The 13297-nt window shown below is 50.1% G+C and carries 12 protein-coding genes; 8 read left to right on the top strand and 4 right to left on the bottom strand.

Features of this window, described 5'->3' with window-relative positions:
- Nucleotides 1–16: 16 nt before the first annotated feature.
- Nucleotides 17–1309, bottom strand: coding sequence for a glutamate--cysteine ligase (gene gshA / locus OFAG_RS00890; protein ID WP_005878248.1), 1293 nt, complete (start codon nt 1307–1309; stop codon nt 17–19).
- 519 nt (nt 1310–1828) lie between these two features.
- On the opposite strand from gshA, the gene OFAG_RS00880 reads away from it, so the two are divergent.
- From OFAG_RS00880 to OFAG_RS00865, 4 genes are all read left to right on the top strand, one after another.
- Entirely contained in the window at nt 1829–2101 is a 273-nt protein-coding gene (locus OFAG_RS00880; RefSeq protein ID WP_005878250.1) for an accessory factor UbiK family protein, read from the top strand.
- Complete coding sequence (locus tag OFAG_RS00875) at nt 2098–3615, top strand: YifB family Mg chelatase-like AAA ATPase (RefSeq protein ID WP_005878254.1); 1518 nt, start codon at nt 2098–2100, stop codon at nt 3613–3615. The genes OFAG_RS00880 and OFAG_RS00875 overlap by 4 nt, the downstream gene beginning before the upstream one ends.
- Before the next feature lie 48 nt (nt 3616–3663).
- Nucleotides 3664–4059 carry a DUF1840 family protein gene (locus OFAG_RS00870; protein WP_020994697.1) on the top strand — a complete coding sequence of 132 codons (396 nt, stop codon included), beginning with the start codon at nt 3664–3666 and terminating at the stop codon, nt 4057–4059.
- 134 nt (nt 4060–4193) lie between these two features.
- A complete protein-coding gene (locus OFAG_RS00865) occupies nt 4194–4796 on the top strand; it encodes a hypothetical protein (RefSeq protein WP_020994696.1) in 603 nt (200 codons plus the stop codon).
- Between the two features lie 18 nt (nt 4797–4814).
- Here OFAG_RS00865 and OFAG_RS00860 read toward each other — a convergent pair whose 3' ends face one another.
- On the bottom strand, nt 4815–5969 hold the full coding sequence (locus tag OFAG_RS00860) for a class I SAM-dependent methyltransferase (RefSeq protein WP_005878260.1): 1155 nt from the start codon (nt 5967–5969) through the stop codon (nt 4815–4817).
- A gap of 153 nt (nt 5970–6122) precedes the next feature.
- On the opposite strand from OFAG_RS00860, the gene OFAG_RS00855 reads away from it, so the two are divergent.
- From OFAG_RS00855 to ttcA, 3 genes are read left to right on the top strand one after another with little or no spacing between them, the layout of a single operon-like run.
- On the top strand, nt 6123–6911 hold the full coding sequence (locus OFAG_RS00855) for an SDR family oxidoreductase (RefSeq protein ID WP_005878262.1): 789 nt from the start codon (nt 6123–6125) through the stop codon (nt 6909–6911).
- A 4-nt stretch (nt 6912–6915) separates the two neighbouring features.
- The gene (locus OFAG_RS00850; RefSeq protein WP_005878264.1) at nt 6916–7311 is read left to right on the top strand and encodes a dihydroneopterin aldolase; all 396 of its coding nucleotides are present in this window, start codon (nt 6916–6918) and stop codon (nt 7309–7311) included.
- A 19-nt stretch (nt 7312–7330) separates the two neighbouring features.
- The gene (gene ttcA / locus OFAG_RS00845; protein ID WP_231371655.1) at nt 7331–8149 is read left to right on the top strand and encodes a tRNA 2-thiocytidine(32) synthetase TtcA; all 819 of its coding nucleotides are present in this window, start codon (nt 7331–7333) and stop codon (nt 8147–8149) included.
- Between the two features lie 3 nt (nt 8150–8152).
- Here ttcA and rfaE2 read toward each other — a convergent pair whose 3' ends face one another.
- Nucleotides 8153–8632, bottom strand: a complete 480-nt coding sequence (gene rfaE2 / locus OFAG_RS00840) for a D-glycero-beta-D-manno-heptose 1-phosphate adenylyltransferase (protein WP_005878268.1) — start codon at nt 8630–8632, stop codon at nt 8153–8155.
- A gap of 218 nt (nt 8633–8850) precedes the next feature.
- Here rfaE2 and OFAG_RS00835 point away from each other — a divergent pair, with 218 nt between their 5' ends.
- Entirely contained in the window at nt 8851–9585 is a 735-nt protein-coding gene (locus OFAG_RS00835; protein WP_005878270.1) for a DUF3108 domain-containing protein, read from the top strand.
- A 4-nt stretch (nt 9586–9589) separates the two neighbouring features.
- On the opposite strand, the gene OFAG_RS00830 is transcribed toward OFAG_RS00835, so the two are convergent.
- Nucleotides 9590–13297: a translocation/assembly module TamB domain-containing protein gene (locus OFAG_RS00830; protein ID WP_231371643.1), complete on the bottom strand. Its 3708-nt coding sequence runs from the start codon at nt 13295–13297 to the stop codon at nt 9590–9592.

The raw sequence follows: 13297 nt of genomic DNA, 5'->3' as shown, positions 1-13297 counted from the left end.
ACTCGCCTTTCACTGTTTACTGCATATCCGGATCGGTCTTTTCCAGTTCGACAGAAGCGGCAAGCAAAGCCAGACGCGCCACCACTCCGTACATGTAAAAACGGTTAGGCGCCGCCGTGCCCGGCTCGGCACTTCTGTCCGGCAAGGTATGCTGCTGCGCGAACGCCAGCGGCACAAAATGCGCACCCGGCGCATTCAGGTTTTCATTGATATCCCGTTTTTCATTGACCCGGTAAAAACCGCCGATGACATACCGGTCGATCATATAAACAACCGGTTCGGCCACCGCATCGTCCACCCTTTCGAAAGAATGAACTCCTTCCTGAATGATGACGTCGCGAACAGGCAATCCTTCCTTGACAACCGACATTTTGTTGCGTTGCTTGCGATTCAGTTCCCTGACCTCGCTGGCGTCTGTCACTGTCATGATGCCCATACCGTAAGTGCCTGCATCCGCTTTCACGATAACAAACGGTTTTTCCTTGATGCCGTATTCCTTGTACTTTCTCCGTATTCTGACCAGTACGGAATGAACACTGGCCGCAAGACATTCCTCTCCTTCATGTTCCCCAAAATTGACGTGACTGCACTTTGAAAAATACGGATTCAAGAGCCATGGATCGATCCCCAGCATTTTCGAGAAACGCCTGGCAACATCGTCGTAAGCAGAAAAATGGTTGCTCTTTCTACGAACGGTCCAGCCCGCATGCAATGGCGGGAAAAGGCTTTGTTCATAAACGTTTTTGAGAATTTCGGGGGTTCCGGAACTCAAGTCGTTATTCAGCAGTATCGTACACGGATTAAAATCGCCCACGCCTACACGACGACCGTTATTGATCCGTTCGAGCGGTTCCAGCATCAGCGTTGTGCCGTCCGGCAAGGTGAAAGGCGTCGGCACCCTGATGTCTGCCGAAAGCGAGCCGAGCCTGACGTTCAGCCCTGTCTGACGGAGAATTTTGATCAATCTTGCAATATTCTGAAGATAATAAATATTCCGTGTATGGCTTTCAGGAATCAGGAGAAGATTTTTTGCATCAGGACAATACTTTTCAATCGCCGCCATTGTTGCCTGAACGGCCAGAGGAAGCATTTCGACCGACAGATTGTTAAATCCGCCGGGAAACAGGTTGGTATCGACTGGCGCCAGTTTGAACCCGGCATTTCTCAAGTCCACCGAACAGTAGAACGGCGGCGTGTGATCCTGCCATTCCAGTCTGAACCATCTTTCAATCGACGGTGTGGAGTTGATAATGGTTTTTTCAAGTTCAAGCAGGGGACCGTTCAATGCGGTAACTAAATGAGGAACCATAAAAATCCTTCGATGCATTTCTGTACAAAAAGCGGAGACCGTTGCCAGCAGGCGCGACAATCTCCGGATTTCCGATAGGTAAAGCCGAATCTCATTTTATCAGGAGAAGTCAGCAAGACGCACATCGATTGTTTTTGCCAGCTCGCCATTTCTTTTTCACCTGTTCAGGATCAGCACGCTACACAAGACATATACTACCTGTTAATGAGAATGATTGCTTCAACCGGAATTTTTTTTACCTATCCTGTACGCATTTTTGCCGTGCCGCCTGGAGTAAACGAAACAATCCGCAATTATCCGAACTATTCCACCGGATATTCCTGTCCTGCCATGCATTTTTTCAAGACAATTTCAGTTTGTATTTTTAAGAATCATTTTCTTGTCCAATATCTTCTTTTAACGGAAACGGGAAAGGAAAATGTAAAGGTAAAATAGACTTGAGCGATCAAAATCATTAATATTGCTTCATCTGTCCCTTTCCGAATCAGGCAGCTTTTTCATCCATTCACGGGAGACATTATGAACAAAAAGATACTGGACGATCTGCAGGCCAAACTGGGACAAATCATGGCACATTCTCCTGTCAAAGATATCGAACGGAATATCCGGGCAATTCTAACCCAGGCCGTCGCCAAACTTGACGTCGTCACCAAAGAAGAATTTGAAGTCCAGAGACTGACTCTTGTACAGATGCAAAGCAAAATTCTCTCGCTTGAAACAAGGCTTGCGGAACTGGAACATCAAATCCGGCATCAGAAAGACGTGTCATCAAAATCTGAAACCGGAAAATGAGCCTTGCGATTCTGAAAAGTCGTGCACTCTCCGGCATGGAGGCTCCGGAAGTAACCGTTGAAGTTCATCTTGCAAACGGTTTGCCCGCTTTTACCATCGTCGGGCTGCCGGAAACAGAAGTCAAGGAAGCCAAAGACCGTGTACGGGCGGCCATCCAGAACGCCCGGTTCGAATTTCCGGCCAGAAGAATAACCGTCAATCTTGCGCCAGCCGACCTTCCCAAGGAATCGGGACGCTTCGATCTGCCGATCGCGCTGGGCATTCTGGCGGCATCCGGGCAAATCCGGAAAGAACAGTTAAATCGCTACGAATACGCCGGAGAACTGTCACTATCCGGCGAACTGAGGCCCATTCGCGGAGCCCTTGCCATGGCCTTTGCCATCAGTCTGGCGAAAAAGGGAAAAGAAAAGGCCTTCATTCTTCCTGCTGAAAATGCCGATGAAGCGGCCTTTATACAGAATCTGGAGATTCTGCCGGCCAGATCGCTACTGGATGTATGCGCACATCTGAATACTGCGTCCGATGGCACCGCGCTGAAACCTCATATCCCGCAATTTGAAAAGGGCCTTCCCTTGTATCCTGATTTCAGTGAAGTCAAAGGACAGCTTAAAGCCAAAAGAGCCCTGGAAATTGCCGCCGCAGGCAATCACAGCGTGCTGATGAGCGGGCCTCCCGGTACAGGCAAAACCATGCTGGCGTCCCGCTTTGCGGGAATACTCCCCCCCATGACGGAAAAAGAAGCGATTGAAACCGCTGCCATTCAGTCCTTAAGCGGCAAATTCAATTCCTCACTCTGGAAAACCCGCCCTTTTCGCGCCCCTCACCATAGCGCTTCCGCCGTTGCCCTGATTGGTGGAGGAAGCTCACCCCGTCCGGGTGAAGTCTCGCTGGCCCATCATGGCGTCCTTTTTCTGGATGAGCTGCCCGAATTCAACCGGCATGTTCTGGAAGTTTTGCGGGAACCGCTGGAATCCGGACATATCGTTATTTCCCGCGCTGCAAGGCAAGCCGATTTTCCGGCACGTTTCCAGTTGATTGCTGCGATGAATCCCTGTCCCTGCGGTTATTTCGGCCATCCTTCCGGGAAATGCCGTTGTACACCAGACGCCATCGCCCGATATCAGGGGAAAATATCCGGTCCTCTGCTCGATCGCATTGATATACAGATACAGATCAGTGCCCTAAAACAGGAAGAGCTGTCCAAGCAATCCGACGGCGAGTCTTCCGAAGCGATTGCCAGCCGTGTCAACAAAGCCTATCGCATTCAGCAAGAAAGGCAGGGCAAACCCAACAATTTGCTCACCACCAAAGAAATAGACGATTTATGCAGACCCGATGAATCCGGCGAGCGTTTGCTTAAAGAAGCGATGATCCGTTTGATGTGGTCGGCCCGGGCCTACCACCGGATACTCAAGATCGCCAGAACAATTGCCGATCTGGCCCAGACAGTTAAAATCAGGCCAGAACACATTGCAGAAGCCATTCAATACAGAAGAGCTTTGAAAGAAGTTTGAACCGGGAAATCATCCTTCCGGTTGGTAACGTTCATTCAGGAGAAAAACATGCTGGTTATATTCAAATCCAAAGCGGGTGCCGATATCATTATGTTCGAAGAAAACGCGAGAGAAATTCTCGACCTGTTTGGCAAAGATATTGAAAAAGGCATTATCACAGCCGAACAGACAGATGCTGCCATTACCACTCTGGAAAAAGAAATAAAACGCCGCAAACAAATCGAGGCAGAAGAAAAAGCCGAACGGGAAAGAATGGAAAGGGAAGAACAGGAACGCAAGGAAAAAGAAGCGGAAGAAGACAAAGACAAGGATCCCTTTGACGACCGGAAAAAGGAACCGCCCAAACCGGAACCGCCTGTCAGTTTTTCTGCACGTTCTTATCCGTTTCTGCAACTGCTGAAGGCGGCAAACAAAAAGAAAAAAGACATTTACTGGGGGGTTTGAACCCGGAAAAACAATAAACCGGTTTAAACTGTATCAGTTTAGTGTACGCTATGGATCTCCAGCGTACGCCAAACGGCGATTTTTCAGTAAAATGACAAACCGGTTTTGTATCAAGAGACATATAGGCTTATCGAATGACTTTTCAAGACTTAAAAAAATACAGGTTGTTTTTCATCTGTCTTCTTATCGCGCCTGCCGCTGCAATCCTGACAGGGTGCGCCCGCCCCAATGACGATGACATGGTCGACATGCTTTCAAAAGCCTATCAATGCAAATGGATCAAAGTCGATTCGTACGAAAAAACCGATTCTCTTCCAGGCATCTGGACATATGTGGCCCAGTATGATTTCAATCTCCGTTTTCGTGAAGGCCAAGCTGGCGCCTACAAATTCATGAAGGGCCTCTACAACACGGTTCCCGGCGAAACGGACTGGAAAAAAGTATTGCAAAATCCGGGCGCACGTGCCTATATCCGTGACAACTGTTCGCCTCCGGCACAGAAAATCATGGAACAGATCGCCATCCGTTCCTATATGCAGTTGAACGATAAAAAAATGTCCACCATCAGAATACCTCTCTCCGTCAGTATGTCGGGGTGGGCGGAAACCTCTTCAGGCAGAGGCGGATGGAACATGGATATGCGCCGCGACAAGGTAAAAACCGATTTTGTCTGGTCGGAACCCATACCGCGAAAAGATCTGACTGCAAAAATCGTCCGGGCTTCCGCGAAAAAATAAATTTTTCGTATCCGCCGCTTATAAACGCCCGCTTTTATCGACATCGAGCATAAAAGCGGGCGGTATCACATTATGTCCCAGGATCATGACCTTGAAGAGTTCGCCCATTTCCGCTGGCGACAGCAACTTCTGAACCGCCTGCGACTGCAAAGAGTATTGTCTGGCATCCATTTCCGCGGAAACGCCCTGCATCAGTTCCATCAAGCCGGCGCCGATCAGAAAATTTGCCTGACTGGCGTAACACAGCAAATCCAGACCACCCGCTTCCGCGATTCTGGCAAGCGCCGTAAAATCGACATGGGCTGTCATATCCTGAAGACCGGGCAGAAAAAAAGGATCCGTGTGCAAGCGATGACGATAGTGGCACATCAATGTGCCCGAACTCCGGTCGCGATGGTAATACTCGTGTGCGGGAAATCCATAATCGACAAAAACCGCTGCCGCCCCGCTTCCGGACGCCAGCATTTCAGCCAGTGTCCGGACAAATCCGCATGCATGAGTGTGAATTTCAGTGACGTACCCTTCCGGCAAAGAATCGGAATCCGGTATTTGACGGGTTATGGCATCAGCGAGAAACGTATCGCACGGGCGTTCACTCAGGACAAAATCACCGTTTAAATGGCAAACCCCCAGCTCCTGCCATCCTGTTTTTCGCTTGACGACCAGTTGCACAGGCATGGCATCCAGCACTTCATTGGCAATGACCACACCGTCGAACCGTTCCGGCAAAGCGGAAAGCCAGTTTACGTGAGGACAAGCCGATAAGCTTGTTTGCTGCCGTTCACGCAATTCGGATGACAGTTCAAGGATATCGTAACAATCAACAGATATTCCTTTTGAAGCCAGTTCAGCCAGGATGTCATGGGCCAGCCTTCCCGTCCCGGCCCCGATTTCCAGTATCTGTGGCCGGGTCTGTTCTATTAACGGGATCAACGCATGCGCCATCGCCCGTCCATACAAGGGACTTGTTTCAGGGGCTGTTACAAAATCCCCCTGTCCGCCAAAATTGGCAGCGCCTCCACTGTAATAACCATATTCCGGTTCATACAACACCTGCTGCATGTAATCGGCGAACGAAATCCACCCGCTACGGGATTCAATACGGGCGACAATCCGGTTTTTCAAGGCCACAGATGAGGAGCGGGCCTCGCGTGAAGGTTCTGGACAATTCATAAAATAAAAATCGGATAATGTAAAAAAACTGGCTGCCAGTCTACCTTCAAAACGGAAATTATCAGATACTCCCTTTCTGTTTCGATACCATTTCCTCATAAACGAAAGCTTCGCGTACAATTTCACATCCAGAAAGAAAAAAGAACCATTCAGATGAGTGAACAGCAAACCAAAATCGCTTTGGTAACCGGTGCGGCAAGACGTATCGGACGGGTTATCGCCCTGTTTCTTGCCAGACAGGGCTGGGATATTGCCGTTCATTACCGTTTTTCCGAAACCGACGCACTGGCAACAGCGGAGGATATTCGCAAACTGGGACGCCGCTCCGTTGCCTTGCATTGTGATCTGACCGATGAAAATGCCGTAAACCGTTTGCTGCAACGGGTAGCTGACTCACTGGGAAGGCCATCCTGTCTTGTCAACAATGCCTCTGTTTTCGAACATGACAGCGTGACCGATTTTTCCGCGCAATCGCTGGACTTTCATATGCACACCAATCTGACCGCCCCGGTTTTGCTCTCTCGCGCCCTTCACGCCATGACGCCTGACGATGCGCAATCTGTCGTGATCAACCTCCTTGACCAGAAGCTGGACAATCTCAACCCCAGCTTTTTCTCTTATACTCTTTCAAAAGCCGCTCTCAATACGGCAACGACGCTGCTGGCCCAGGAGCTGGCGCCGAAACTGCGTGTGGTCGGAATCGCTCCCGGCATCACACTCGTTTCAGGAGAACAAACAGAACAGGATTTCCAGATCGCCCATAAAAATACGCCATTGGGCCGTTCCAGCACTCCGGAAGACATTGCCTCGACTGTCTGCTTCATACTGGATTCCCCGGCCATCACCGGCACCACTATCATGGTCGACGGGGGACAACATCTGATCCCCTTGTCCCAGGACGTCATGTTCATCGCCAAAATGAGCGCACAAAACAATTCTTGATCTCATGCATACACTTCTTCATCCCAAACTGAAAAACTGCCGCCGCCTTTTTCTCCGCAACTATGAAGTCCCCGTGAAAATCGGCGTTCACGACTTTGAAAAAAAAGGGGCACAGCGACTGCTGATCAATGTGGATCTCTATATTCCACTCACCCTGTCGACACCGGTTAACGATCAACTCGCCGAAGTGGTCGATTATTCTTTCATACGCGACACCCTGTCCGAGCGCACGTCAAAAGGCCATATCAATCTTCAGGAAACCCTGTGCGACGATGTCGCCCGCTTGCTTCTGGCCCATCCTCACGTTTTTGCCGTACGCGTTTCATCGGAAAAACCCGACGTTTATGAAGATTGCGAAAGCATTGGCGTTGAGGTTTTCCGGTTTCGCGATAACGATTGACCGGCTTCTTTCCAGTAACATGGCAACCCGAAAACAGTTCCACAAAACCGGCTTCGAAAACAACAAATTGATGAAGCGGCTTTACCGGCAGACCGGAAAAGCCATTGGCGACTTCAAAATGATCGAGGATCAGGACAGGGTCATGGTCTGCCTGTCGGGAGGCAAAGACAGCTTCGCGCTGCTGGATATCCTGTTGGGATTACAGGCACGCGCTCCCATTCATTTCGAACTCGTTGCCGTCAACCTCGACCAGCAACTGCCGGGATTCCCAACCGATGTCCTGCCGGCCTACCTGAAAGACAAAGGCATTCCCTTTCATATTGAAACACAGGATACCTATAGCATTATCCGGCGCCTGATACCCGAAAACAAACCGGTCTGCTCTCTTTGTTCACGGTTGCGGCGCGGCATTCTGTACCGCGTTGCCAGTGAGCTCGGCGCGACCAAAATCGCATTGGGACACCATCGTGACGACGTACTTGAAACGTTCTTCCTGAATCTTTTTTACGGCTCGAAAATCAAGAGCATGCCGCCCAAACTGAAAACAGACGATGGAAAGCACATTGTGATCCGCCCGCTCGTCTACGTTAAGGAAACCGATATCGAACGTTTTGCCGACATTCAGCAATACCCGCTTTTTCCGAAAAACCTGTGCGGCGCCAAGGAAAATGTACAACGCCAGCAAATCAAAACCCTGATCCGGGAATGGGAGAAGAAATTTCCCGGACGGATAGAAAACATTTTCTCTTCCCTCTCCACGATAGTACCGTCACATCTGATGGACAACAGACTCCACGATTTCAACAGTCTGGCTGCCGATCGCTCTATCAGGGACTGAAAGTTATCGTGACCGCCGCACTTTATCCAGAAGCGCCGTTGTCGACCTGTCGTATTCGAAATCAATTGCCAGCACCTTCCCGCCGTAAGCGAGTACTTCCTTACCCTCGGGAATGGATGACATATCGTAATCCCCTCCCTTGACGTAGATATCAGGCCGGCATTCCCTGACAAGAAACTGTGCCGTATCTTCATCGAACGCCACAACCGCGCTGACCGATTCCAGCGCCGCCAGAACCGCCATCCGGTCTTCACAGGAATTGATGGGACGGTCGTCTCCCTTTCCAAGCCGTTTGACCGATTCATCGGTGTTTACGGCCACAACAAGCGAAGCACCCAATTCGCGCGCCCGCGCCAGATAGGTGACATGGCCCCGGTGCAGAATATCGAAAACGCCATTGGTAAAGACAACCGGTTTTGGAAGACGGGCCATCTTTAAAGGCAGCGCAAAACGGTCCCATATTTTTTTATAAAAAGATACCATTTGAAAAATCCGGCTCCAGACCGGTTTGATAAAATAATTTTCAGGCAAAAACGGAAAAAGCGCAGCCTGGCGAACAAAAACAGGATTTCCGGGTCTTACTGTCATGAAACGCCACGGGTCCCTTTCCTTTTGTTTCCATTTGTATCAACAATCGACTTTACAGAAACAATTGTTCATATTTCATAGTGTTTATACCACATGCCGAACGAAAGCCCGAAATGAAAAACGCCCAACACTTTATAGTATGGCTGGCTCTGCTGGTCTTTTCTTCCGTCACCTTCGCCAGCCAGAACAGCAATGCTGACAAAGCCGACGTCCCGCCATCCGCCAAACTTGTCTATACCGTAAAAGCCCAGTACAACGGACTGGATCTAAACGGAAATGCCTTTATCCGCTGGGAAGCCGGCAAACAGTCCTATTCGCTTCAAAACGAGGCGAAAATTTCCTTACTGGGCAAACTGCTGGATGCCGACAGCAATGGAAAAATCGACGCCCATGGGTTGGTACCTGAAAAATATACGGAAAAAAGAATCCGGAAAGAACAGACCACCACCACATTCAATTACACTGAAAATATCGTTTCCTTTCGCGAAAACAAGACAGCGCCCCTGAAAGAAACCGTACAGGATCGCGCCAGCATCGTATGGCAACTGGCCTCGGTTGCGCGAGCCAATCCTGAACGTTTTGCCGTCAATTCGACCTGGACTTTTCCTGTTGCCGGAAGAAGCAAAATCGAACCCTGGACTTTCCGCGTCGTCAAAACCGGCAGTATTTCCACCCCGATGGGACAGATAAAAACGGTCCAGTTAACGCGGAACGGGAAAAAAGATAAGGAAATGCACGTCTGGCTGGCTCCCGAAAAGAACTGGTATCCCGTCCAGATTCTTTTCAATGAACGTGGCGGCCTCCAGCTGTTGCAAACCCTAAAAGCAATCACTCCTCTTCCAGAGTAAAGGATCAATCGAACTTCCAGTCATAAAGCAGGTCCACGGCGGTAATCGTTCCGGTCTGGCCCACCAGTGACAAGCGTCTGGAAATGATATAACGCAGCTTGATCAGGTTGGTTGCCCCCGTCAGGCCCTGCTCATACGTCAGATACAAACGGGAAGAGATACGTTTGGTCAGGGACAGTACGGTTTCATCCAGCTCCGACGATGAAGAAATGCCGATATCGTCCAGACCGATGGTACTGGCCAGTTTTGTCGGGAAACCGCCAGACTGTTCCGTACTTAAAATGGCCGCTGCCGCCGTCGCTATCAGCGCACGCTGCTGATCGTCGCCATTTTCGCCTCCTCCATATCCCAATACAAGCCATGACAGTTTTTCGGTATCGGAAACCTCAGGCGTCGATACCAGTTTGACCTTAGGCGATTGAGCCGTGCCTGTGACAGACACGCCAACTTCCGTAACATCGTCAGAAGGCGGGAAATCCCGTCCGGCCAGAATATCGAGTGTCGGATTTTCCACCGGCCCGCTGAAAGTGACCTGTCCTTTTTTGATAGCCAGTTTCTGTCCAAAGGCGCTATACGATCCATCGACCGTATTGACCGTTCCGAATACACGCAATTTGTTATCCCGGCTGGAAACCGCCTGAATCTGTCCAGCCAGTCTTGTATCCAGCCCTTTTCCCTTGAGATAGAACTGGTTGCCGAGATCGATCTTCAAATTGAAACTGACCGGAACCGACTCACCGGTTTTCTTTTCAGGACGGCCAAGAACGACCACATCCTTGCTATACGTGACATTCCTGCTGTCAGACAAAATAATCATTGCCCGATTGACCTGCCATTCTCCAAGCAATTGCAATCTGTTCTCATCCAGAGAAAACTGTCCCTGCCCGGTAATGGCAAGCTGTCTGTCGACATTAGACAGAATCAGCAACTTGTCGGTTTTGAAATACAGACTGGTCAGGAGTTGTCCGTTTTTCATCTGAAGCCCTCCGCTGATTTGCAGATTGCCTTCCGGGCCGTAAATGATCCCCTTGCGGATTTGCAAGCGATTACCGTCCAATACAGCCGACAACTCCCCTTTGGACAAATCGACGCCCATACTCAGCCAGTTTACCGCCAGATCCTTGCCGTTTACGCTGCCTGACAATCGTGGATCGCCAAGCGTACCATTTCCACTGATCTGAAGCGTAACCGAACCCCCCAGTTGCATATCCGGCTGGCCGGTCAGAGGCCCGATCCAGGACAGGGATGGAACATTGGCCTGTACCGTCATTTTAAACGGACTGTCTTTCGACAGACTCCAGCTTCCGTTATGCAAAACCAGTCCTGTCATGGCCTGCGCCTGAATATCGCCAGCCTTGTCGCTTTCGATTTTCGCATTAAGATTCACGGTATTGCGGGATAAAACAGCCTGTATGTCAAATGTCTTCAATCCGAGTTTAATGATGTTGTCCCCGACTAAGGTCACATCGCCCCGTTCCCTGTAAATACGAAGATTCCCGTCCAGGCTCCTGTTTGCCTTGACAGACCAGTCAGCGCCCAACGTCAGCGTGCTGTGCACCGTATTTTTTGAATCCTGAGTAACAGCAAGCAGATAAGCAAGCGGGACACCCCGTGCATTCCCTGACGTTTCCAGCAAGGTTCCTTTTTTTACCAGCTTTTCTACCGTCAATTGGCCGTCAGGCAATTTCAGTGTCAAATTCCCGAGTGAAACGTCATCTTTTCCGATTTTTACCGGAACGGAAGCGTCCAGTGAAAAAGCCAGTTTTCCCCGATTTTCCAACGTTTCCAATTTGCCCTGCCATATCCCATTCGATGATAAACCGCCAGACGCCCCTGCCGTCAGATCGAAAGAATCATTTCTGGCTGACGCCTTTATCGTATGGGATCGCAAAGTCCCATCAATCTGCGCCTGAATGGCTTTCCACTTGCCAGAACCGAAGACAGCATCATCCAGTTGAACGTCCACCTCGATCCTGTCCTGCCATTCCGTGCCAAACTGTACATTTGCCTGCATTTTCCTGGCGCCATACCGATCCATGAGCATGAAGTCCCCTCCGGCAAGGTTCATCCTGCCACGCAATGCCTTCAACGAACCGAACAATTCGCCTTTCCCGAATAACGCACCCTTATAACCTTTCCCGAAAGAATCGAGATCAGGCGCTTTCAGCTCCCAGACCAACCTGTCCCCGCGTTTGCCCAGATTGCCATCCACATTGACCGTGTTGGCGCCCAATGTCAGCAATATGCGGGCATCGCGTACTTCCTTGTCACCGATCCGGAATTGGCCTTTACCCGACAAGTCCTGATTGAACAAGCGGCTGGGCAAAAATGAATAGTGGACAAGAATATCCCTCTCGGGCTTCAGCCGGCCTGATACGTCAAAACCGACATTCAGACCGGACTCCGGAAAACGGCCGAACGAAGCAAAATTGAAACGGCTTGCTTCCCCCTCAAACCGGAAATCCTGCTGTTCTTCCAGACTCATGCGTCCTGTCATCCTAAGTGCACTCTGGTCTGCCTTCAGCAACATGTCCTCCAGAACAAGCGCATCGCCTTTTTTCAGCAAATGCGCGTTCAAACGGATATGGTCTTCTCCAAGTGCAACCGTAAATTCCTGATCCGTTCCCGTTTGATGGAAGCCTATTTTGCCGGCAATGTGTGTCTGGCGAATACGGGACGTAATCTTATGCAGATCAAAACGCGAAGTTTCAAGCGTGATATCCGTTTTTTCAGAAGAAACCAGACCATTTCCGCGGAATTGACCGGCTTTCCCGAAATTCAGCAAAAGATCGTTCAAATGGATCCGTTCAATGCTGCCGCTGATTTTTGCGTTCACGAAATAAACCGGTAATGCATTCCGGTCGAAAGGCCCCGGTTTTCCGTTATGGATCGAAACCGACCCTTTCAGGGACTTGTCTTTTTCCGCATTGATATCTATCTGTGCATCAACATTCGCGACTGGCCAACCCGATTCCATCTTCGAAGGGTCAATGCCCTTCGCCTCAAGCCAGACAGACTCGAACGGGAAAGAAGCGAACGGGGTAACCCGTGCATCCAGCTTGCCTGTCGCCCCATAACCGTCCAGACTGCCTGACACGCCCAACCTGTCAAGATCGCCATTCAACATCATGTTCGCCCTGGCCTTCATCAGTTCATTATCGAACTGAACCGTTCCATCAATGGCGAATGGCCGCGCCGTCCCCAGATCGACGTTGATTGCCGCATTGCCGAAAGGACTGTCGAAACCCAGGTTTTTCAAATGCCATGCGGTCGCATCCGATGAAATCGCGAAATGCACATTTTCCAGCGTAATACCCACTCCGGCTTTTGAAACCGATACCGACTCAAGAATGACCCCGGCCACCTCAACAGAAACCGGAGGAGCCAGCGATTGGGGCAAAACAAACGGTTCATCTGACGACATTTTCAAGTCGACACCCAGACTGCCGACCGAAAGCAGGTCGATATCCAGCTGGCCGTGCAAAAGCCGCCAGGGATTCCACGCCACTTTCAGATCGTTTATTTCAATATCCTTTTCCCGACTGGTAAAAACTATTTTTTCAATTTCAAACGAATTGACCAGCGTTCCGGAAACCCCTTCGACCTCAACACGGCCTCCACCGGCCTGCACGACTTTCTGCGCGATCCATTGCAGCGTCCATTCCTGACTTGCCAGCCAGAGAAACCCTCCCAGCAGAAAAAAAGGAATCAA

Source organism: Oxalobacter paraformigenes, from assembly GCF_000158475.2.
GTDB lineage: Bacteria > Pseudomonadota > Gammaproteobacteria > Burkholderiales > Burkholderiaceae_D > Oxalobacter > Oxalobacter paraformigenes.
Note: the sequence above shows the minus strand (reverse complement) of the source record. Positions and strands in the feature narration are given on the sequence as shown.

Coding starts and splice junctions, on each gene's coding strand:
- OFAG_RS00880 (WP_005878250.1), top strand. CDS start 1,829: ATGAACAAAAAGATACTGGACGATCTGCAGGCCAAACTGGGACAAATC.
- OFAG_RS00870 (WP_020994697.1), top strand. CDS start 3,664: ATGCTGGTTATATTCAAATCCAAAGCGGGTGCCGATATCATTATGTTC.
- OFAG_RS00875 (WP_005878254.1), top strand. CDS start 2,098: ATGAGCCTTGCGATTCTGAAAAGTCGTGCACTCTCCGGCATGGAGGCT.
- OFAG_RS00835 (WP_005878270.1), top strand. CDS start 8,851: ATGAAAAACGCCCAACACTTTATAGTATGGCTGGCTCTGCTGGTCTTT.
- OFAG_RS00865 (WP_020994696.1), top strand. CDS start 4,194: ATGACTTTTCAAGACTTAAAAAAATACAGGTTGTTTTTCATCTGTCTT.
- ttcA (WP_231371655.1), top strand. CDS start 7,331: ATGGCAACCCGAAAACAGTTCCACAAAACCGGCTTCGAAAACAACAAA.
- OFAG_RS00860 (WP_005878260.1), bottom strand. CDS start 5,969: ATGAATTGTCCAGAACCTTCACGCGAGGCCCGCTCCTCATCTGTGGCC.
- OFAG_RS00855 (WP_005878262.1), top strand. CDS start 6,123: ATGAGTGAACAGCAAACCAAAATCGCTTTGGTAACCGGTGCGGCAAGA.
- OFAG_RS00850 (WP_005878264.1), top strand. CDS start 6,916: ATGCATACACTTCTTCATCCCAAACTGAAAAACTGCCGCCGCCTTTTT.
- rfaE2 (WP_005878268.1), bottom strand. CDS start 8,632: ATGGTATCTTTTTATAAAAAAATATGGGACCGTTTTGCGCTGCCTTTA.
- gshA (WP_005878248.1), bottom strand. CDS start 1,309: ATGGTTCCTCATTTAGTTACCGCATTGAACGGTCCCCTGCTTGAACTT.